Source organism: Pseudomonas frederiksbergensis, assembly GCF_000802155.2.
Classification (GTDB): domain Bacteria; phylum Pseudomonadota; class Gammaproteobacteria; order Pseudomonadales; family Pseudomonadaceae; genus Aquipseudomonas; species Aquipseudomonas frederiksbergensis_A.
In genome coordinates, this window is record NZ_JQGJ02000004.1 from 25295 (window position 1) to 45967 (window position 20673).

The 20673-nt window shown below is 60.8% G+C and carries 18 protein-coding genes; 13 read left to right on the plus strand and 5 right to left on the minus strand.

Annotation, left to right across the window (positions count from 1 at the left end; genetic code table 11):
- Positions 1 to 12 precede the first annotated feature (12 nt).
- Positions 13 to 816 carry a TenA family transcriptional regulator gene (locus tag JZ00_RS08780; RefSeq protein WP_039588847.1) on the plus strand — a complete coding sequence of 268 codons (804 nt, stop codon included), beginning with the start codon at positions 13 to 15 and terminating at the stop codon, positions 814 to 816.
- Between the two features lie 192 nt (positions 817 to 1008).
- Here JZ00_RS08780 and JZ00_RS08785 read toward each other — a convergent pair whose 3' ends face one another.
- From JZ00_RS08785 to JZ00_RS08805, 5 genes are all read right to left on the minus strand, one after another.
- A complete protein-coding gene (locus JZ00_RS08785) occupies positions 1009 to 1935 on the minus strand; it encodes a GGDEF domain-containing protein (protein ID WP_039588848.1) in 927 nt (308 codons plus the stop codon).
- Between the two features lie 357 nt (positions 1936 to 2292).
- Positions 2293 to 3033: a YciK family oxidoreductase gene (locus JZ00_RS08790; protein ID WP_039588849.1), complete on the minus strand. Its 741-nt coding sequence runs from the start codon at positions 3031 to 3033 to the stop codon at positions 2293 to 2295.
- 133 nt (positions 3034 to 3166) lie between these two features.
- Complete coding sequence (mupP, locus tag JZ00_RS08795; protein ID WP_039588850.1) at positions 3167 to 3838, minus strand: N-acetylmuramic acid 6-phosphate phosphatase MupP; 672 nt, start codon at positions 3836 to 3838, stop codon at positions 3167 to 3169.
- Between the two features lie 4 nt (positions 3839 to 3842).
- Complete coding sequence (gene ubiG, locus JZ00_RS08800) at positions 3843 to 4541, minus strand: bifunctional 2-polyprenyl-6-hydroxyphenol methylase/3-demethylubiquinol 3-O-methyltransferase UbiG (RefSeq protein WP_039588851.1); 699 nt, start codon at positions 4539 to 4541, stop codon at positions 3843 to 3845.
- Between the two features lie 61 nt (positions 4542 to 4602).
- A complete protein-coding gene (locus tag JZ00_RS08805; RefSeq protein WP_039588853.1) occupies positions 4603 to 5934 on the minus strand; it encodes a TRZ/ATZ family hydrolase in 1332 nt (443 codons plus the stop codon).
- Positions 5935 to 6040: 106 nt separating this feature from the next.
- On the opposite strand from JZ00_RS08805, the gene mtnA reads away from it, so the two are divergent.
- The 12 genes from mtnA to JZ00_RS08865 all read left to right on the plus strand — a co-directional run bounded on the left by mtnA (position 6041) and on the right by JZ00_RS08865 (position 20595).
- Entirely contained in the window at positions 6041 to 7117 is a 1077-nt protein-coding gene (mtnA, locus tag JZ00_RS08810; protein WP_039588854.1) for an S-methyl-5-thioribose-1-phosphate isomerase, read from the plus strand.
- Positions 7118 to 7540: 423 nt separating this feature from the next.
- Entirely contained in the window at positions 7541 to 10204 is a 2664-nt protein-coding gene (gene gyrA, locus JZ00_RS08815; protein ID WP_039588855.1) for a DNA gyrase subunit A, read from the plus strand.
- 106 nt (positions 10205 to 10310) lie between these two features.
- Positions 10311 to 11396 carry a 3-phosphoserine/phosphohydroxythreonine transaminase gene (gene serC, locus JZ00_RS08820; protein ID WP_039588856.1) on the plus strand — a complete coding sequence of 362 codons (1086 nt, stop codon included), beginning with the start codon at positions 10311 to 10313 and terminating at the stop codon, positions 11394 to 11396.
- Positions 11396 to 12490 (plus strand): prephenate dehydratase, encoded by a 1095-nt coding sequence (gene pheA, locus JZ00_RS08825; RefSeq protein WP_003199233.1) that lies wholly within the window; start codon positions 11396 to 11398, stop codon positions 12488 to 12490. The genes serC and pheA overlap by 1 nt, the downstream gene beginning before the upstream one ends.
- Positions 12491 to 12503: 13 nt before the next feature.
- The gene (hisC, locus tag JZ00_RS08830; protein ID WP_039588857.1) at positions 12504 to 13616 is read left to right on the plus strand and encodes a histidinol-phosphate transaminase; all 1113 of its coding nucleotides are present in this window, start codon (positions 12504 to 12506) and stop codon (positions 13614 to 13616) included.
- Positions 13617 to 13644: 28 nt separating this feature from the next.
- Positions 13645 to 15852 carry a bifunctional prephenate dehydrogenase/3-phosphoshikimate 1-carboxyvinyltransferase gene (locus JZ00_RS08835; protein ID WP_039589362.1) on the plus strand — a complete coding sequence of 736 codons (2208 nt, stop codon included), beginning with the start codon at positions 13645 to 13647 and terminating at the stop codon, positions 15850 to 15852.
- Positions 15849 to 16538 (plus strand): (d)CMP kinase, encoded by a 690-nt coding sequence (gene cmk / locus JZ00_RS08840; RefSeq protein WP_030141014.1) that lies wholly within the window; start codon positions 15849 to 15851, stop codon positions 16536 to 16538. The genes JZ00_RS08835 and cmk overlap by 4 nt, the downstream gene beginning before the upstream one ends.
- A 120-nt stretch (positions 16539 to 16658) precedes the next feature.
- Positions 16659 to 18350 (plus strand): 30S ribosomal protein S1, encoded by a 1692-nt coding sequence (gene rpsA / locus JZ00_RS08845; RefSeq protein ID WP_030141013.1) that lies wholly within the window; start codon positions 16659 to 16661, stop codon positions 18348 to 18350.
- A 173-nt stretch (positions 18351 to 18523) separates the two neighbouring features.
- The gene (locus JZ00_RS08850) at positions 18524 to 19477 is read left to right on the plus strand and encodes an NAD-dependent epimerase/dehydratase family protein (RefSeq protein ID WP_039588858.1); all 954 of its coding nucleotides are present in this window, start codon (positions 18524 to 18526) and stop codon (positions 19475 to 19477) included.
- Between the two features lie 124 nt (positions 19478 to 19601).
- Complete coding sequence (locus tag JZ00_RS08855) at positions 19602 to 19883, plus strand: lipoprotein (RefSeq protein ID WP_039588859.1); 282 nt, start codon at positions 19602 to 19604, stop codon at positions 19881 to 19883.
- A gap of 151 nt (positions 19884 to 20034) precedes the next feature.
- On the plus strand, positions 20035 to 20328 hold the full coding sequence (ihfB, locus tag JZ00_RS08860) for an integration host factor subunit beta (RefSeq protein WP_025805547.1): 294 nt from the start codon (positions 20035 to 20037) through the stop codon (positions 20326 to 20328).
- Between the two features lie 24 nt (positions 20329 to 20352).
- Positions 20353 to 20595: a lipopolysaccharide assembly protein LapA domain-containing protein gene (locus JZ00_RS08865; protein ID WP_039588860.1), complete on the plus strand. Its 243-nt coding sequence runs from the start codon at positions 20353 to 20355 to the stop codon at positions 20593 to 20595.
- Positions 20596 to 20673: the final 78 nt, after the last annotated feature.

Sequence of the window (20673 nt, forward strand, 5' to 3'; positions counted from 1 at the left end):
AGGAGCCCGACAGTGATCGAGACATTCAACCGAACAGGCCCGCTCATGGACGCTGACAGCTATCCGAAATGGGCACAACAGCTCATTACCGATTGCAGCGAGAGCAAGCGCCGGGTTGTCGAACACGAACTGTATCAACGCATGCGTGACAACAAGCTCAGCGCCAAGACCATGCGCCACTACCTCATTGGTGGTTGGCCGGTCGTTGAACAGTTCGCTTTATACATGGCACAGAATCTCACCAAGACCCGTTTTGCCCGCCATCCCGGCGAGGACATGGCGCGTCGCTGGTTGATGCGCAACATTCGTGTCGAACTCAATCATGCCGACTACTGGGTGAACTGGAGTGCGGCCCATGGCGTGACACTCGAAGACCTGCAAGCACAGCAAGTGCCGCCTGAGCTGCATGCCCTGAGCCATTGGTGTTGGCACACCAGCTCGGCGGACTCGCTGATCGTGGCGATCGCCGCGACCAACTACGCCATCGAGGGCGCGACCGGGGAGTGGTCGGCGCTGGTTTGTTCCAATGGCGTCTACGCGTCGGCGTTCGCCGAGGAAGACCGCAAGCGGGCCATGAAATGGCTGAAGATGCATGCCCAGTATGACGATGCCCATCCTTGGGAAGCGCTGGAAATCATCTGCACGCTGGCAGGCATGAATCCGAGCAAGGCATTGCAGGTGGAACTGCGGCAGGCCGTGTGCAAAAGCTATGACTACATGTACCTGTTCCTGGAGCGGTGCATGCAGCTGGAGCATTCGGGCGTTGTCGAAAAACCGGCTGCTGCCCGTGAGCGTCTGGCGCTGGCTGGGAGCTGATCCTCGATAGTTTGACCCCCTGTGGGAGCGGGCTCGCTCGTGAATGCAGTCTGACCGTCAACCTTGCGTTGACTGATCTGGCCCTTTCGCGGCGGCTCGCTCCCACAGTGGTTTGTGGTGAATGAAAGCTGTATGTACACCGCCATTCATTGTGGGACCGAGCCTGCTCGCGAAGACGATGTGTCGGCGTGCTCAGCCCGCCATCGTCAACCGATTCCTGCCCTCGCGCTTGGCCACGTACAACGCACTGTCGGCCCGACGCAGCAGGCTTTCAGCGGACTCACCGGGTAACAGCGTCGCGCATCCGAGGCTGACGGTCAGTTCGATCCTCGTTCCACCGGCGAAATAGTCCTGGGCCTGGGCGGCATAACGCAGCCGTTCACCGACCATGGCCGCGGCATCCCGGCTGGTGTTGGCCAGCAGAATCAGAAACTCTTCTCCGCCGAATCGGAACACCATGTCCACGTTGCGCAGTTGGCTCTTGATCGAGTCGGCCACCGCCTTGAGCACTTCGTCACCGACGCCATGCCCGTGGCTGTCGTTGATCCGCTTGAAGTGGTCGATGTCCAGCATCAACAACGAAAGCGGCTGCATGTGACGCCGGGCCATGTCGATCTCGCGGTCCAGCGTCTGGTCCATGGCGATCCGGTTGCCGGTGCCGGTCAGTGGATCGCGCAGGGCGGTTTGTGTGGCGGCGCGGTAGAGCAAGGCGTTTCGCAGCGGGAAGAACAGCGCGGAGAGTGTCGACTCGAGATCGCTCTGTTCCGAGTCGGTGAAGCGCTGATTGCGACGGAACACCAGCTCGCCCAGATGCTCGCCCTCATGGCTCAGGTTATAGCTGAGGGTGTGATGCCCGCGCTGGCCGAACTCCAGGCGCAGATCACTGGGTTTGTGCTGGTATGCCAGCGCGTCCAAGGGCACCAGCCGTTGCACTTCGCGGAAGAACAGGCCGAGGATCCGTTGCGGCTCCAGGCTGGTCTGCAACTGTTGGTTCAGTTGCTGGCGCAACTGGGACAGGCTGACAGGCCGCGCCACGCGCGGCGACGGCTGGGCAAGACCCAGGCGCTGCAACTTGGCGCTGTCAAAGTCGATCGCGTTGGTCTGTGTGGGCGTTTTCATATGGCGTGAGCCCCTGAACTTAATCGATCCTGACCGGCGGGGTGAAGCGGCTCTGGGCTACGCGTCGTACTGATCCATCAGTCCCGAAGGACACTGAGTTGAGTCTAGTCCGCTTTAAAGGGCAGGCTAAACCCATCGCAATGTTCACTACTCGCCGGACACGGCGTGTTTGAAAGCTTTAGAGCGAAAGTCGTGCCATTCAGTTCATCTTGAAAAAAACACCAGCCGAATCAAGGGATTGGACGCTGAAGGCAGTCGTAAATGGGGGCAGGGGCGGCAGGGCCTTGGCGTTTCGCCTGGGTGCCGCATCGAGAAAAGACGCGCCGCGACGGTAAACCGCCGCGACGCGGATGGCCGTTATTGCGCGTTGAGCGCCTGGCCATTGACGCCTTGGCTGTCCGGCCCCATGAGATACAGGTAGACCGGCATGATTTCTTCGGGCGTCGGGTTGTTGAGCGGATTTTCCCCTGGGTACGCCTGGGCCCGCATGCTGGTGCGGGTGGCGCCGGGATTGATGCTGTTGGAGCGCACGGGCGCAACGGTGTCGACTTCGTCGGCCAGGGTCTGCATCAGCCCCTCGGTGGCAAACTTGGACACGCCATAAGCGCCCCAGTACGCCCGGCCCTTGCGTCCGACACTGCTGGAGGTGAACACCACCGAGGCATCCTTGGATAACTTGAGCAGCGGCAACAGCGTGCTGGTGAGCATGAACATGGCATTGACGTTCACTTGCATCACGCGCATGAAGTTCTCGCCGGAAAGCTGCTCCAACGGCGTGCGCGGGCCGATGATCGAGGCGTTGTGCAACAGGCCGTCGAGGTGGCCGAACTCGGTTTCGATCATGGCGGCCAGCTCATCGTATTGATGGGGCAGGGCGGTTTCGAGGTTGAAGGGAATCACCGCCGGCTGGGGATGGCCGGCCGCTTCGATCTCGTCGTAGACCTGGGTCAGGTTGGCCTCGGTCTTGCCCAGCAACAACACGGTGGCGCCGTGGGCGGCGTAAGCCTTGGCGGCAGCGGCGCCGATACCACGGCCGGCACCGGTAACCAGGATGACGCGGCCTTCGAGCAGGTCGGGGCGGGCAGAGTAGTCAAACATAAAGAAACCTCAAGAAACAAACAATGCGTGGCGGTGCGCAGTTGTGGCGAGGGGATTTATCCCGCCGGGGTGCGAAGCGCCCCCCTGGGTGTTATCTGATGCGCCGCAATCTACAGGCGCAAGCCTGCCGACCTCAGCAACTGCACAGTGCGTTATCCAGCACTTCGCGCAGGGCCAGCGGGTGGTCGATCACCACATCCGCGCCCCAGTGCTTGGGGTTGTCGTCCGGGTGGATATAGCCGTAGGTGACCGCACAGGTCTTGGTGCCGGCGCTGCGGCCGGACTCGATGTCACGCAGGTCATCGCCGACGAACAACACACTGGCGGGGTCCAGGTCGAGCATCTTGCAGGCCAGGATCAGAGGCTCGGGGTCAGGCTTGCTGTTTTTCACGTGATCAGGGCAGATCAGCACTTTCGAACGCTCGGCCAGGCCCAGCTGCTGCATGATCGGCTCGGCAAAACGTACCGGCTTGTTGGTGACCACGCCCCAGATCAGGTTGGCCGCCTCGATGTCGGCCAGCACTTGGGCCATGCCGTCGAACAGATGGCTGTGGACCGCGCACCCCTTGAGGTAACGGTCGAGGAATTCCTGGCGCAGCTCTTCGAAACCCGGTGATTCGGGGTCCATCGAGAACGTCACCGCGACCATCGCCCGGGCTCCGCCGGAAATTTCGTCACGGATGTGCTGGGTATTCATCGGCGGCAAGCCACGGTCGGCCCGCATGGCCTGGCAGATGGCGATGAAGTCTGGCGCAGTGTCCAGCAGCGTGCCATCCATGTCGAAGAGAACCGCTTTGAGACGCATCGACTTATTCCTCGCGCAGGGTCTGGATCATGTAGTTGACGTCAACGTCGGCGGCCAGCTTGTAGTGCTTGGTCAGCGGGTTGTAGGTCAGGCCGATGATGTCCTTGACGGTCAGCCCGGCCATGCGGCTCCAGGCGCCCAGTTCTGAAGGACGGATGAATTTCTTGAAGTCATGGGTGCCGCGTGGCAGCAGCTTCATGATGTACTCGGCGCCGATGATGGCAAACAGATACGCCTTCGGGTTGCGGTTGATGGTGGAGAAAAACACCTGGCCGCCGGGCTTGACCATCTGGAAGCAGGCGCGGATCACCGACGAAGGGTCCGGCACGTGCTCGAGCATTTCCAGGCAGGTCACCACGTCGAATTGACCGGGCATTTCCTCGGCCAGGGCTTCGGCGGTGATCTGCCGATATTCCACGCTGACACCGGACTCCAGTTGATGCAATTGCGCAACCGCCAGCGGCGCCTCGCCCATGTCGATGCCCATGACCGTGGCGCCGCGCAAGGCCATGGCTTCGCTGAGGATGCCGCCGCCACAGCCGACGTCGAGGACTTTCTTGCCGGCCAGGCTGACGCGTTCGTCAATCCAGTTGACCCGCAGCGGGTTGATGTCGTGCAGCGGTTTGAATTCGCTCTCGCGGTCCCACCAGCGATGGGCCAGGGCTTCGAATTTGGCAATTTCAGCGTGGTCGACGTTGCTCATGTGCAGATCCTCGAAAAACCTTGAAAAATCATTGACCCCGAGCCGTGGCTCAAGGGGCGTGCTATTCGTCCTGGCCGCTCACCCGGCGGCCCCAGGCCTGGGCCGTGGCGGTCAGTTGCGACTCGTCCATGCGAGTCAGGCGACCGTCCTCCAGCAACGGCTTGCCGCCCACCCACAGATGTTTGACGCAATGCCGGCCGGTGGCGTAGATCAACTGCGAAACCGGGTCGTAGATGGGTTGTTGCGCCAGGCCCGACAGGTCGAAGGCCACCAGGTCGGCGGCCTTGCCGACTTCCAGTGAGCCGACCGTCGCTTCGATACCCAGCGCCCGGGCGCCGTTGAGCGTGGCCATGCGCAGGGCGCGATGGGCATCCAGCGCGGTGGCCGAGCCGGCGACGGCTTTTGCCAGCAGGGCGGCGGTGCGCGTTTCCCCGAGCAGGTCCAAGTCGTTGTTGCTTGCCGCGCCGTCGGTGCCGACTGCGACGTTGACGCCGGCCTGCCACAGGCGTTCCACCGGGCAGAAACCGCTCGCCAGCTTCAGATTCGATTCCGGGCAATGGATCACGCTGCAGTTGTGTTCTACCAGCAGGGCCTGGTCCTCGTCGCTGACCTGGGTCATGTGCACCGCCTGGAAGCGCGGTCCCAACAGACCAAGTCGCGCCAGCCGGGCCATCGGCCGCTCCCCGGTGTTGTCCACAGCCTGCTGCACTTCGAAGGCGGTTTCGTGAACATGCATGTGAATGGCCGCGTCCAGTTCCTCGGCGATCACCCGGATCTTCTCCAGGTTTTCATCGCCCACGGTATACGGCGCGTGGGGGCCGAATGCGACTTTGATCCGCGGATGATGCTTGAGGTCGCCAAACAGCTCGATGCCCTGACGAATGGCCTCGTCGGCGCTGGCGGCACCGGGTATCGGAAAGTCGAGGATGGGGATGGCGATTTGCGCGCGGATGCCGCTGTTATGGACGCGGTCGCTGGCAACCTTGGGGTAGAAGTACATGTCGGAGAAACAGGTGATCCCGCCCTGGATCTGTTCGGCGATCGCCAGGTCGGTGCCGTCGCGGACGAAATCTTCATCGACCCATTTGCCCTCGGCGGGCCAGATGTGCTGTTCAAGCCAGGTCATCAGCGGCAGATCGTCCGCCAGGCCACGGAACAGTGTCATCGCCGCATGGCCATGGGCGTTGACCAGGCCGGGGCTGAGCAGCATGCCAGGCAGTTCGCGGATTTCAGTGGCGTCGCACTTCATGGCTTCGGCCCGTGGCCCGATGAACACGATGCAGCCGTCGCGGATGCCCAAACCATGATCCTTGAGCACGACACCGGCGGGTTCGACAGGCACCAACCAGGTCGGCAGCAATAATAAGTCGAGCGCAACGGCAGGCTTGGGCATCGTGGAACGGTTCCATGGGTTATAAAGGATGGCGAAGTATACCCGAGCGTCTTCGCGGAGGGATCGCTATAATCGGCGGCTTTTGTTCATGAGTGCGGGGTGAAGGATGCGCGATCGACTGTTGGCTGCGGAGAAGGTGAAGGCCATCGATTGGCGCGATGGCGCTCTTTATCTGCTGGATCAGCGTGTTTTGCCGTTCGAGGAAAACTGGATCGGCTACACCAGTGCGACAGGCGTGGCCGAGGCGATCCGTTCGATGGTAGTGCGTGGCGCGCCGGCGATCGGCATCAGTGCCGCCTATGGCGTGGTGCTGGCGGCGCGGGCGCGGTTGGCTGAAGGTGGTGACTGGCAAGATGCGCTGGAAGCGGACTTTGCGCTGCTGGCCGATTCCCGGCCGACGGCGGTCAATCTGTTCTGGGCGCTGGACCGCATGCGCGACCGCTTGGGGCGCGTCAAGGAACAGGCTGACCCGCTGGCGGCCCTTGAGGCCGAAGCCATCGCGATCCATGAAAGCGATCGCGAGGCGAACCTGACTATGGCGCAGCTCGGTGTCGACCTGATCCGCAAGCACCAAGGCAATGCCCAAGCCATCCTGACCCATTGCAACACCGGCGCCCTGGCTACCGGTGGCTTTGGAACCGCCCTTGGGGTGATTCGCGGGGCGTTCATCGAAGGCATGGTCGAGCGGGTGTATGCCGACGAAACCCGTCCGTGGCTGCAAGGTTCCCGGTTGACTGCTTGGGAACTGGCGAACGAAGGCATTCCGGTGACGCTCAATGCGGACTCCGCCGCTGCCCACATCATGAAGACCAAGGGCGTGACCTGGGTGATCGTCGGCGCCGACCGCATCACCGCCAATGGCGACGTGGCAAACAAGATCGGCACCTATCAACTGGCGGTCTGCGCCATGCATCACGGTGTGCGTTTCATGGTGGTGGCGCCGAGCTCGACCATCGACATGAACCTGGCCAGCGGTGACGACATTCCTATCGAAGAGCGTGATGGTCGCGAGTTGCTGGAAGTCGGCGGCAAGCGGGTCGGGGCGGATGCCGATGCGTTCAATCCGGTCTTCGATGTGACTCCGGCGGACCTGATCGATGCGATCGTGACGGAGAAGGGCATCGTCGAGCGGCCAGATGCGGCAAAGATGGCGCAGTTGATGTGTCGCAAGCGGTTGCATTGATCAGTTGTGTCGTCTGGTCTATTGCCTTCGCGAGCAGGCCCGTTCCCACATTTGATCGCGACATGGATCCGGTGGGGTAGCTGGCTTGCTCGCCGAGGGGGTCGACAGGCCATAAACACCTTGCATTTGCCCCCTGATTCTCTATTGCCAGCGCCTCTGAGCCCCTCTCGTCCCATTTCAGCCTGTCATCGGTCAACTAACTACGCACCATGCGCATCTGGGGGATAGGTGCGTGGCGGCTCTTGTGATAACATCCGGCGGTTTCCAAGGCTGCCTCGCGAGGTGGCCTTTACTGCGCAGATCCATGGCATAACTCGTTGATTTGTCGTAAGTCGCTGCACGGCATCTGTCCTGCAGCGGCGAGCTTCGTTCGTCCCATCTGGATGTGACGAGGTTTCACCAGAAAAAGGAATCAGGCTTCTCATGGGCGAACTGGCCAAAGAAATCCTCCCGGTCAATATCGAAGACGAGCTGAAACAGTCCTACCTCGACTACGCAATGAGCGTAATCGTCGGGCGGGCGCTGCCGGATGCGCGCGATGGCTTGAAGCCCGTGCACCGCCGCGTGCTGTTCGCGATGAGCGAGCTGGGCAACGACTTCAACAAGCCGTACAAGAAATCCGCCCGTGTTGTCGGCGACGTGATCGGTAAGTATCACCCCCACGGCGACACTGCCGTGTATGACACCATCGTTCGTATGGCGCAGCCGTTCTCCCTGCGCTACCTGCTGGTAGACGGCCAGGGCAACTTCGGTTCGGTGGACGGCGACAACGCCGCCGCCATGCGATACACCGAAGTGCGCATGACCAAGCTGGCCCACGAACTGCTGGCCGACCTGCACAAGGAAACCGTGGATTGGGTGCCGAACTACGACGGCACCGAGATGATCCCGGCGGTCATGCCGACCCGCATCCCGAACCTGCTCGTCAACGGCTCCAGCGGTATCGCCGTGGGCATGGCGACCAACATCCCGCCGCACAACCTCGGTGAAGTCATCGACGGTTGCCTGGCCCTCATCGACAATCCAGAGCTGTCCGTCGATGAACTGATGCAATACATTCCCGGCCCGGACTTCCCGACCGCCGCGATCATCAACGGTCGCGCCGGCATCATCGAAGCCTACCGCACCGGCCGTGGCCGCATTTACATGCGCGCGCGCTCCACCGTCGAAGACATCGACAAGGTCGGCGGTCGCCAGCAGATCGTCATCACCGAGCTGCCGTACCAGCTGAACAAGGCTCGCCTGATCGAGAAGATCGCCGAGCTGGTGAAGGAGAAGAAGCTCGAAGGCATCACCGAGCTGCGTGACGAGTCCGACAAGGACGGCATGCGCGTTGTGATCGAACTGCGCCGTGGCGAAGTGCCTGAGGTGATCCTCAACAACCTCTACGCCCAGACCCAGCTGCAGAGCGTGTTCGGCATCAACATCGTCGCGTTGATCGATGGCCGTCCGCGGATCCTGAACCTCAAGGACCTGCTGGAAGCCTTCGTCCGTCACCGTCGCGAAGTGGTGACCCGTCGTACCGTGTTCGAGCTGCGCAAGGCTCGCGAGCGGGGTCATATCCTCGAAGGCCAGGCCGTTGCCCTGTCGAACATCGACCCGGTGATCGCCTTGATCAAGGCCTCGCCAACGCCGTCGGAAGCCAAGGAAGCGCTGGTCAGCACCCCTTGGGAATCCAGCGCGGTAGTGGCGATGGTCGAACGCGCCGGTGCCGATTCGTGCCGTCCGGAAAACCTCGATCCGCAATACGGCCTGCGCGAAGGCAAGTACTTCCTGTCCCCGGAGCAGGCGCAAGCCATCCTTGAACTGCGCCTGCACCGCCTGACCGGTCTGGAGCACGAGAAGCTGCTGGCCGAGTACCAGGAAATCCTCAACCAGATCGGCGAGCTGATCCGCATCCTCAACAGCGCCACGCGCCTGATGGAAGTGATCCGCGAAGAGCTGGAAGTGATCCGCGCCGAATACGGCGACGTGCGCCGCACCGAGATCCTCGATGCGCGCCTGGACCTGACCCTGGGTGACATGATCCCGGAAGAAGAGCGCGTGGTGACCATTTCCCACGGCGGCTACGCCAAGACCCAGCCGCTGGCGGCCTACCAGGCCCAGCGTCGCGGCGGCAAAGGCAAGTCGGCTACCGGCGTCAAGGACGAGGATTACATCGCTCACCTGCTGGTCGCCAACAGTCACACCACGCTGCTGCTGTTCTCCAGCAAGGGCAAGGTGTACTGGCTCAAGACCTACGAAATCCCCGAAGCATCCCGCGCTGCCCGTGGCCGTCCGTTGGTCAACCTGTTGCCGCTGGATGAGGGTGAATACATCACCACCATGTTGCCGGTGGAGGAATACACCGAAGGTCACTACATCTTCATGGCCACCGCCAACGGCACCGTGAAGAAGACCCCGCTGGAATCCTTCAGCCGCCAGCGCAGCGTTGGCCTGATCGCCCTGGAGCTGGACGAAGGCGACGTGCTGATTTCCGCGGCTATCACCGACGGCGAGCGTGAAGTCATGCTGTTCTCCGACGGCGGCAAGGTCACGCGCTTCAAGGAATCCGACGTCCGCGCCATGGGCCGTACTGCCCGCGGTGTACGCGGCATGCGCCTGCCGGAAGGGCAGAAGCTGATTTCCATGCTGATCCCGGAAGAAGGCAGCCAGATCCTCACCGCTTCCGAGCGTGGCTACGGCAAGCGTACCGCCATCAGCGAGTTCCCCGAGTACAAGCGCGGCGGCCAGGGCGTGATTGCCATGGTCAGCAACGAGCGTAACGGCCGCCTGGTCGGTGCCGTGCAGGTACTCGACGGCGAGGAGATCATGTTGATCTCCGACCAAGGCACGCTGGTGCGCACACGGGTCGACGAAGTCTCCAGCCTGGGGCGTAACACCCAGGGCGTGACGTTGATCAAGCTTGCCAAGGACGAAAAACTGGTCGGCCTTGAGCGCGTCCAGGAACCTTCGGAAGTCGAAGGCGAAGAGTTGGAAGACGAGGACGGCGTGGCGTTCGACGGTACCCTCGGTGCCGATGTCGACGATGCCGTCGGCGACCAACCACTCGACGCTGCCGCAGACGAAGAAGAACCGCAGGACTAAGCGGACACACGAGGGGGCGGATGAAGATTCGCCCCCTCGTTGTTTGTTCCGTTTGAAAATTTGCAAAAAAGATTTAAGTGACCACCAGATCAGAGCGAGATTGGATGTGAGCAAGAGAGCCTATAACTTCTGTGCCGGCCCGGCGGCGCTTCCTGAAGCGGTCCTGAAGCGTGCCCAAGGTGAACTTCTCGACTGGCACGGCAAGGGCCTGTCCGTCATGGAGATGAGCCATCGCAGCGATGAGTTCGTGTCCATTGCCACCAAGGCCGAGCAGGATTTGCGTGATCTGCTGAACATCCCGTCCAACTATAAAGTGCTGTTCCTGCAGGGCGGCGCCAGCCAGCAGTTCGCCCAGATTCCGCTGAACCTGCTGCCGGAAAGCGGCAAGGCCGACTACATCGACACCGGCATCTGGTCGCAGAAAGCCATCGAAGAAGCGTCGCGCTACGGTCACGTCAACGTCGCGGCCACCGCCAAGCCCTACGACTACTTCGCGATTCCCGGCCAGAACGAGTGGAACCTGTCCAAGGACGCGGCCTATGTGCATTACGCACCGAACGAAACCATTGGTGGCCTGGAATTCAACTGGATCCCGGAAACAGGTGACGTGCCGCTGGTGGCCGACATGTCCTCGGACATTCTCTCGCGACCGGTGGACATCTCCCGTTTCGGCATGATCTACGCCGGTGCCCAGAAAAACATCGGCCCGAGCGGCATCCTGGTCGCGATCATTCGCGAAGACCTGCTCGGTCGTGCCCGTTCCCTGTGCCCGACCATGCTCAACTACAAGGTCGCGGCCGATAACGGCTCGATGTACAACACGCCGCCGACCTTGGCCTGGTACCTCTCCGGCCTGGTGTTCGAGTGGCTGAAGGAGCAGGGCGGTGTCGAGGCCATCGGTAAGCTCAACGAAGTGAAGCAGCGCACGCTGTACGACTTCATCGACGCCAGCGGCCTCTACAGCAATCCGATCAACAAGTCGGATCGTTCTTGGATGAACGTGCCGTTCCGCCTGGCCGACGATCGTCTCGACAAGCCATTCCTGGCCGGCGCCGACGAACGTGGCCTGCTCAACCTCAAGGGGCACCGTTCGGTTGGTGGCATGCGTGCCTCCATCTACAACGCCGTGGACATCAACGCTGTCAATGCGCTGGTCGCCTACATGGCGGAGTTCGAGAAGGAGCGCGGCTGATGTCTGAGCAAGAACTCAAGGCGCTGCGCCTGCGCATCGACGCCCTGGACGAAAAAGTCCTGGAGCTGATCAGCGAGCGCGCGCGCTGTGCCCAGGAAGTCGCCCGGGTAAAAATGGCCTCTTTGGCTGAAGGCGAAGTGCCGGTGTTCTATCGCCCAGAACGCGAAGCCCAGGTGCTCAAGCGTGTCATGGAGCGCAACAAGGGGCCGCTGGGCAACGAAGAAATGGCGCGCTTGTTCCGCGAGATCATGTCTTCATGCCTGGCCCTCGAACAGCCGTTGAAAGTCGCTTACCTGGGCCCGGAGGGCACCTTCACCCAGGCAGCGGCCATGAAGCACTTCGGTCACGCGGTGATCAGCAAGCCGATGGCGGCCATCGATGAAGTGTTCCGCGAAGTGGCGGCCGGCGCGGTGAATTTCGGCGTGGTACCGGTGGAAAACTCCACCGAAGGCGCGGTCAACCACACGCTGGACAGCTTCCTCGAGCATGACATGGTGATCTGCGGCGAAGTCGAGCTGCGCATCCACCACCACCTGCTGGTGGGCGAGAACACCAAGACCGACAGCATCAGCCGGATCTATTCCCACGCCCAGTCCCTGGCCCAGTGCCGCAAGTGGCTGGACGCCCATTACCCGAACGTCGAGCGCGTTGCAGTCTCGAGCAACGCCGAGGCGGCCAAGCGAGTCAAGGGTGAGTGGAACTCGGCGGCCATCGCCGGTGACATGGCGGCAGGCCTCTACGGCTTGACGCGCCTGGCCGAGAAGATCGAGGACCGTCCGGACAACTCCACGCGGTTCCTGATGATCGGCAGCCAGGAGGTTCCGCCAACCGGCGACGACAAGACCTCGATCATCGTTTCCATGAGCAACAAGCCCGGCGCGCTCCATGAGCTGTTGGTGCCGTTCCACGACAACGGCATCGATCTGACGCGCATCGAGACCCGTCCGTCGCGCAGCGGTAAATGGACCTACGTGTTCTTCATCGATTTCGTCGGCCACCACCGCGACCCGCTGGTGAAAGGTGTGCTGGAGAAAATCAGTCAGGAAGCAGTGGCACTCAAGGTGCTGGGTTCCTACCCCAAGGCAGTTCTTTAAGGGCGGATAGCAAATGAGTGGCAACTTCCTCGCCCTGGCCCAGCCAGGCGTGCAACAACTCTCGCCTTACGTTCCGGGCAAGCCTGTGGACGAACTGGCTCGCGAGCTGGATCTGGACCCAGCCAGCATCGTCAAGTTGGCGAGCAACGAAAACCCGTTGGGCGCGAGCCCCAAGGCGCTCGCGGCGATCCGCGACGAGTTGGCCGAGCTGACCCGTTATCCCGACGGTAATGGTTTTGCGCTGAAAAGCCTGCTGGCCGAGCGCTGCGGCGTCGACCTGAACCAAGTGACCCTGGGCAACGGTTCCAACGACATTCTCGAACTGGTTGCCCGTGCGTACCTGGCGCCGGGCCTCAATGCCGTGTTCAGCGAGCACGCATTCGCGGTCTACCCGATCGCGACCCAGGCCGTGGGCGCGGACGCCCATGTCGTCCCCGCCAAGGATTGGGGGCACGATCTGCCGGCCATGCTGGCCGCCATCGACGCCAACACCCGCGTGGTCTTCATCGCCAACCCGAACAACCCGACCGGTACCTGGTTCGACGCCCAGGCCCTGGACGACTTCCTGCAAGACGTGCCCGAGCACGTGCTGGTGGTGCTGGACGAGGCCTACATCGAATACGCCGAGGGCAGCGACTTGCCCGATGGCCTGGATTTCCTCGCGGCCTACCCGAACCTGCTGGTGTCTCGAACCTTCTCCAAGGCCTATGGCTTGGCGTCGCTGCGGGTCGGCTACGGTTTGTCCACCGCGGTGGTGGCCGATGTGTTGAACCGTGTGCGCCAACCGTTCAACGTCAACAGCTTCGCCCTGGCTGCCGCATGCGCCGCATTGCAGGATGAAGCCTACCTGGCTGAGAGCCGTCGCTTGAACGAAGCCGGTATGCAGCAGTTGGAAGCAGGCTTGCGTGAGTTGGGGCTGGGCTGGATTCCTTCCAAGGGCAATTTCATTTGTGTGGACGTAGGTCGCGTCGCTGCGCCGGTCTATCAGGGATTGCTGCGCGAAGGCGTGATCGTCCGTCCGGTGGCCAACTACGGCATGCCGAATCACCTGCGGGTCACCGTTGGCCTGCCGGCGGAAAACAGCCGTTTCCTGGAGGCGTTGAGCAAGGTCCTGGCTCGTGGTTGATGTCACCTCGCTGCAACCTGCGGCACCTATGATCGGTCGCCTGGTGGTGGTCGGCCTGGGGTTGATCGGTGGTTCGTTCGCCAAGGGCCTGCGTGAAAGCGGGCTGTGCCGGGAAGTCGTCGGCGTCGATCTTGATCCGCAATCGCGCAAGCTGGCGGTAGAGCTGGGCGTGGTGGACCGCTGTGAAGACGACTTGCTGGTCGCTTGCCAGGGCGCGGACGTCATCCAGCTGGCGGTGCCGATCCTGGCGATGGAGAAACTGCTGGCCCGGTTGGCCGGCATGGACCTCGGGCAGGCGATTCTCACGGATGTCGGCAGCGCCAAGGGTAATGTGGTGCGGGCGGCGACCGAAGCGTTTGGCGGCATGCCGGCGCGTTTCGTCCCGGGTCACCCGATCGCCGGCTCCGAGCAGAGCGGGGTAGAGGCGTCCAACGCCGAGCTGTTCCGTCGTCACAAAGTCATCCTGACGCCGTTGGACCAGACGGACCCTGCGGCGCTGGCGGTGGTGGATCGCCTGTGGCGCGAGCTGGGTGCCGATGTCGAGCACATGCAAGTCCAGCGACATGACGAAGTATTGGCTGCCACCAGCCATTTGCCGCACCTGCTGGCGTTCGGCCTGGTGGACTCATTGGCCAAACGCAATGAAAATCTTGAGATCTTCCGTTACGCTGCCGGCGGTTTCCGCGATTTCACGAGAATCGCGGGTAGCGACCCGGTCATGTGGCACGACATCTTCCTCGCCAACCGCGAAGCTGTCCTGCGCACACTCGATACATTTCGCAGCGACCTCGACGCCTTGCGCGACGCGGTCGATGCAGGGGACGGGCACCAATTGCTGGGCGTTTTCACACGCGCCAGGGTGGCCCGCGAGCATTTCAGTAAAATCCTGGCCCGTCGGGCCTATGTGGACGCTATGAACTCCAACGATCTGATTTTCCTGGCACAACCTGGTGGCTCCCTCAGTGGGCGGATTCGTGTACCGGGCGATAAATCGATTTCCCACCGCTCGATCATGCTCGGCTCGTTGGCCGAAGGCGTGACCGAAGTGGAAGGTTTCCTCGAGGGCGAAGACGCCCTGGCAACGCTGCAAGCGTTCCGCGACATGGGCGTGGTCATCGAAGGCCCGCACCACGGCCGCGTGACGATCCATGGTGTTGGCCTGCACGGCCTCAAGCCAGCGCCGGGGCCGATCTACCTCGGCAACTCCGGCACCTCGATGCGCCTGTTGTCCGGCCTGCTGGCTGCCCAGGACTTCGACAGCACCTTGACTGGCGATGCCTCGCTGTCCAAGCGTCCGATGAACCGTGTCGCCAACCCGTTGCGGGAAATGGGCGCGGTGATCGAGACCGCCGCTGAAGGTCGTCCGCCGATGACCATTCGCGGTGGCAACAAGCTCAAGGGCCTGACCTACACCATGCCGATGGCCAGCGCCCAGGTGAAGTCCTGCCTGCTGCTGGCGGGTCTCTACGCCGAAGGCAAGACCACCGTCACCGAGCCTGCCCCGACCCGCGACCACACCGAGCGCATGCTTCGCGGCTTCGGTTACCCGGTCACGGTCGACGGCGCCACGGCGTCCGTTGAGTCCGGCAACAAGCTCACGGCGACCCACATCGAAGTGCCAGGGGATATCTCCTCGTCGGCGTTCTTCCTGGTGGCGGCCTCGATCGCCGAAGGCTCCGACCTGGTGCTCGAGCACGTCGGCATCAACCCGACCCGTACCGGCGTGATCGACATCCTGCGGCTGATGGGCGCCGACATCACCCTGGAAAACCAGCGGGAAGTGGGCGGCGAGCCGGTTGCGGACTTGCGCGTGCGAGCGGCTAAACTCAAGGGCATCGAGATTCCGCAAGCGCTGGTTCCCCTGGCGATCGACGAGTTCCCGGTGCTGTTCGTCGCGGCTGCCTGCGCGGAAGGCCGCACCGTGCTGACCGGTGCCGAAGAGCTGCGGGTCAAGGAATCGGACCGCATCCAGGTGATGGCGGATGGCCTGCTGGCGCTCGGCGTCAAATGTGAACCGACGCCGGATGGCATCATCATCGACGGCGGCCAGATTGGCGGCGGCGAAGTCCATGGGCATGGCGACCACCGTATCGCCATGGCATTCAGTGTTGCGTCCCTGCGCGCCAGTGCGCCGATCCGCATCCATGATTGCGCCAACGTCGCCACGTCGTTCCCGAACTTCCTGGCGCTGTGCGCGCAGGTCGGTATTCGAGTCGCACAAGAGGCACAGTCGTGAACATCAAGGCACCGGTCATCACCATCGATGGCCCAAGCGGATCAGGCAAAGGCACCATCGCCGGCATGCTGGCCAAGCAACTGGGCTGGAATCTGCTCGATTCCGGTGCTCTTTATCGCTTGCTGGCCTTCGCCGCCGCCAACCATGGCGTCGACCTGACCAACGAAGAGCTGCTCAAGGCATTGGCCGCGCATCTGGACGTGCAATTTATCGCGGCCACCGATGGCCAACTGCAGCGGATCATCCTCGAAGGCGACGAAGTCAGTGACGTCATCCGTACCGAAAGCGTGGGTGCCGGGGCTTCCCAGGTCGCCGCGCTGCCGGCGGTGCGCGAAGCATTGCTCCAGCGCCAACGGGCTTTCCAGGAACCGCCGGGACTGGTGGCGGATGGCCGGGACATGGGTACGGTGGTGTTCACCGATGCCCCGCTGAAGATTTTCCTCACCGCCAGCGCCGAGGAGCGGGCGCGCCGCCGATATTTGCAGTTGAAGGGCAAAGGCGAGGATGTTAGTCTGTCGAGTCTGCTAGATGAGATCCGTGCACGCGACGAGCGTGATACCCAGCGCGCAGTGGCCCCGCTAAAGCCGGCGGCCGATGCGATACAGCTGGATTCCACGGAGTTGTCCATCGACCAGGTGTTGCAACGCATCATGAGCGAGATCGCGCTTCGCGATATCGCCGGGTGACCAGGAAGCTCCGCAGGGGACCAGTCATAGTCCTGCGGTGCTTCTTATATATGAAACTAACCCACATCGTCTGGGGTGTGGAGATGGGCGTTTACTTCGCCCTAATCAACAGGAATTAAAATGAGCGAAAGCTTTGCGGAACTCTTTGAAGAAAGCTTGAAAACCCTGAACCTTCAGGCAGGCTCCATCATCACCGGCGTTATCGTTGATATCGATTACCAGGCTCGCTGGGTAACCGTACACGCTGGTCTGAAGTCTGAAGCGCTGATCCCGCTTGAGCAGTTCTACAACGACGCTGGCGAACTGAACATCAACGTTGGTGACGAAGTTCACGTGGCGTTGGATTCGGTTGAAGATGGCTTCGGTGAAACCAAGCTGTCCCGTGAAAAAGCCAAGCGCGCTGAATGCTGGATCGTTCTGGAAGCGGCCTTCGCAGCTGAGGAAGTGGTCAAGGGCGTTATCAACGGTAAGGTTAAGGGCGGCTTCACTGTCGACGTTAACGGCATCCGTGCGTTCCTGCCAGGTTCCCTGGTTGACGTCCGTCCAGTGCGCGACACCACGCACCTGGAAGGCAAAGAGCTGGAATTCAAGGTCATCAAGCTGGACCAGAAGCGCAACAACGTTGTCGTTTCCCGTCGCAGTGTCCTGGAAGCCGAGAACTCCGCCGAGCGTGAAGCTCTGCTGGAATCGCTGCAGGAAGGCCAGCAGGTCAAGGGTATCGTCAAGAACCTCACCGATTACGGCGCATTCGTCGATCTGGGTGGCGTCGATGGCCTGCTGCACATCACCGACATGGCCTGGAAGCGTATCAAGCATCCTTCGGAAATCGTCAACGTTGGCGACGAGATCGATGTCAAGGTTCTGAAGTACGATCGCGAGCGCAATCGTGTTTCCCTGGGCCTCAAGCAACTGGGTGAAGATCCATGGGTCGCTATCAAAGCCCGTTACCCAGAAGGCACCCGCGTCACCGCTCGTGTTACCAACCTCACCGACTACGGCTGCTTCGCTGAGCTGGAAGAAGGCGTTGAAGGCCTGGTACACGTTTCCGAAATGGACTGGACCAACAAGAACATCCACCCTTCGAAAGTCGTACAAGTCGGCGACGAAGTGGAAGTCATGGTCCTGGACATCGACGAAGAGCGTCGTCGTATCTCCCTCGGCATCAAGCAGTGCAAGTCCAACCCATGGGAAGACTTCTCTGGCCAGTTCAACAAGGGCGATAAGATCTCCGGCACCATCAAGTCGATCACCGATTTCGGTATCTTCATTGGTCTGGATGGTGGCATCGACGGCCTGGTTCACCTGTCCGACATCTCCTGGAACGAAGTGGGCGAAGAAGCCGTACGCCGCTTCAAGAAGGGCGACGAGCTGGACACCGTTATCCTGTCGGTTGACCCAGAGCGCGAGCGCATCTCCCTGGGTATCAAGCAACTGGAAAGCGATCCGTTCTCCGAGTACGTCCAAGAGAACGACAAAGGCGCAATCGTTAAGGGCATCGTGAAAGAAGTTGACGCCAAAGGCGCCATCATCACCCTGGCCGACGATATCGAAGCGACTCTGAAAGCCTCCGAAATCAGCCGTGACCGCGTTGAAGACGCGCGCAACGTCCTGAAGGAAGGCGAAGAAGTTGAAGCCAAGATCATCAGCGTTGACCGCAAGAGCCGCGTAATCCAGCTCTCCATCAAGTCGAAAGACGACGCTGAAGAGAAAGAAGCAATCCAGAGCCTGCGCGACAAGCCAGCCACTGACATTGCTGCTGGTCCTACCACTCTGGGCGACCTGCTGCGTGCACAGATGGAAAAGCAGAACTGAGTTCTGTCAGACCATGAAAAAGGGCGACTTCGGTCGCCCTTTTTTGTGGGTGTGATTTGGCGAGCGCCCGGATAAGGATATGGGTAAGCTCCCGTTGGGCTGCGAAGCGGCCACAGGTTACGATTCAGCTCTCTGAATGATGAATAAGCCCACTGATCCCTGGAGCGGTTTTCTTGGCAGTCTCAAAAAAAATATTGATCACTGGGGCGACAGGCTTCATTGGTTGTGAGCTTCTACACTATCTCCTGCCGCGAAGGGATCTGGAGCTCGTCGCTCTGGTTCGACGGCAAAGTCTGGATATACCCAATGCTGTGACGCAGCTAGTTATTGGTGCGGATCCTTTGCCTGGAGATGTTGCTACCGTGGTGCACCTCGCCGGTCGCGCACATGTGCTGAAAGAATCATCAAGCTCGCCCATCGATCTATATCGAGCCGACAACGTTGAGTTCACGCTGAGTCTTGCTCGCGAGGCGCTCGCCCGCGGTGTGAGGCGCTTTGTTTTCATCAGCTCAATTGGCGTCAACGGCCCCTGTACGAACGGTGCGCCGTTTAATGAGGAATCCATCCCAGCTCCCGCGGCTGACTATGCGATATCCAAATGGGAGGCCGAACAGGCGCTTATCGAGTTGCTGAGAGGCTCCGACATGGAGCTGGTCATCATTCGGCCGCCGCTGGTCTATGCCGGCCACGCTCGAGGAAATTTTCGTCGACTGATGAAATTGGTCTCCACGGGCCTACCAATGCCTTTCGCTGCGGTTAAAAATCGCCGCAGCATGATTTCATTAGACAACTTGGTGAATTTCATAAGTCTTTGCATTGATCATCCACGAGCCGTTAACGAGACATTTCTAGTCTCTGATGGGGTCGACTTCTCCACGGCTCAAATCGTTGAGTTGCTGGCAGGGGGGATGGGGAAGCGGGTCCTCATGCTCCCTGTGGCACCCATTTTCATGCGATGGTGTGCTCGCGCTGTTGGTATGCGAGGCGCGTTTGAGCAGCTCTGCGGATCTTTGCAGGTCGACACCGATAAAGCGCGAGATCTGCTCGGTTGGAGTCCACCAGTTAGTGCGGAATCGGCGATTATGCAAGCTGGCCGTGATTTCAGGGTGCTACAGCGGAGGCGATGATGGAAGCGAAACCATTCGCTGCAATAAGGTGTCTGTTTCTGTAACAGGATCGGTTTGTTAATTCATTTATAGTGGTTGAAGCAAGGTGGTAGGGCGTTCGATCCATTCCAGCCTAAGGAAATGAATGAAAAAGTTTATTTTTATCATGGCGGTTGCGCTGGCGTTAGCAGGCTGTACCACTCACGCCAAAACGCGTGCTGTACGCGGTGTTAGCGGGATACAGGTGGATTGCTCCGGTCTGGGGTCGGGTTGGGAGAAGTGCCACAAACGAGCTGCGAAAGAGTGCAAGGGGGCAGGGTACAAAATCATTACCCGGTCTGATGACGCCAAGGATGAGGATGTCTATCCCTTCGGTTTTAATCCAGCCGGATACCTGACGCGAACGATGCTGGTTATCTGTCGCTGAGGGGGACCAGCGTCCAGCTGTCCTTGTGCCCGAAAACGGGGCAGAGGCGAGATGGCGAAGATATGTCAATAGACAGACTGTTCAAATCCTTCCGGTCATGCTAAAACCTTTGAAGCGATTTTCCTAGCTGCTTGAAAAAGAAGGGAAAAACATGACGAAGTCGGAGTTGATCGAACGAATTGTTACCCATCAAGGGCTACTCTCATCCAAGGATGTGGAGCTGGCCATCAAGACCATGCTTGAGCAAATGTCCCAGTGCCTTGCCACGGGCGATCGAATCGAGATCCGTGGGTTTGGCAGCTTCTCCCTTCATTACCGGGCGCCGCGTGTAGGTCGCAATCCAAAAACCGGCCAATCCGTGAGCCTGGACGGTAAATTCGTTCCGCATTTCAAGCCGGGTAAGGAGCTGCGAGATCGCGTTAACGAAGAGGAGGAGGGCGTTTGACCTTCGTCAGAAAAGGAATGGGTCGTGCGTAATCTGAAGCGTGTTCTGCTTGCCGTGATTGTCCTACTGGTAATTTTGGCTGTGCTCGCCTTTGTATTGGAAAATCAGCAGCAGGTCTCCCTGTTGTTCCTGGGATGGGCTGGGCCGCAGTTGCCTGTGTCGGTAATAGCGGTAGCTGCATTGCTGGTCGGGATGTTGATGGGGCCGCTGTTGGGCTGGCTTCTTCTGCGGCTAGTGAAACGACCGTCGCGTAGGCGTCTTGCATAGTGGTAGTAGAGAATTCCTACGCTTGAATCAGAACCGATCAGTCTATATCCGTTAGTAAATCATTCATTTACCTGTAAA

Excerpts from the sequence above, each read along its gene's own strand:
- ubiG (WP_039588851.1), bottom strand. The coding sequence starts at position 4,541 with ATGAGCAACGTCGACCACGCTGAAATTGCCAAATTCGAAGCCCTGGCC.
- ihfB (WP_025805547.1), top strand. The coding sequence starts at position 20,035 with ATGACGAAGTCGGAGTTGATCGAACGAATTGTTACCCATCAAGGGCTA.
- mtnA (WP_039588854.1), top strand. The coding sequence starts at position 6,041 with ATGCGCGATCGACTGTTGGCTGCGGAGAAGGTGAAGGCCATCGATTGG.
- JZ00_RS08805 (WP_039588853.1), bottom strand. The coding sequence starts at position 5,934 with ATGCCCAAGCCTGCCGTTGCGCTCGACTTATTATTGCTGCCGACCTGG.
- JZ00_RS08785 (WP_039588848.1), bottom strand. The coding sequence starts at position 1,935 with ATGAAAACGCCCACACAGACCAACGCGATCGACTTTGACAGCGCCAAG.
- mupP (WP_039588850.1), bottom strand. The coding sequence starts at position 3,838 with ATGCGTCTCAAAGCGGTTCTCTTCGACATGGATGGCACGCTGCTGGAC.
- JZ00_RS08855 (WP_039588859.1), top strand. The coding sequence starts at position 19,602 with ATGAAAAAGTTTATTTTTATCATGGCGGTTGCGCTGGCGTTAGCAGGC.
- gyrA (WP_039588855.1), top strand. The coding sequence starts at position 7,541 with ATGGGCGAACTGGCCAAAGAAATCCTCCCGGTCAATATCGAAGACGAG.
- hisC (WP_039588857.1), top strand. The coding sequence starts at position 12,504 with ATGAGTGGCAACTTCCTCGCCCTGGCCCAGCCAGGCGTGCAACAACTC.
- JZ00_RS08835 (WP_039589362.1), top strand. The coding sequence starts at position 13,645 with ATGATCGGTCGCCTGGTGGTGGTCGGCCTGGGGTTGATCGGTGGTTCG.
- pheA (WP_003199233.1), top strand. The coding sequence starts at position 11,396 with ATGTCTGAGCAAGAACTCAAGGCGCTGCGCCTGCGCATCGACGCCCTG.
- JZ00_RS08790 (WP_039588849.1), bottom strand. The coding sequence starts at position 3,033 with ATGTTTGACTACTCTGCCCGCCCCGACCTGCTCGAAGGCCGCGTCATC.
- rpsA (WP_030141013.1), top strand. The coding sequence starts at position 16,659 with ATGAGCGAAAGCTTTGCGGAACTCTTTGAAGAAAGCTTGAAAACCCTG.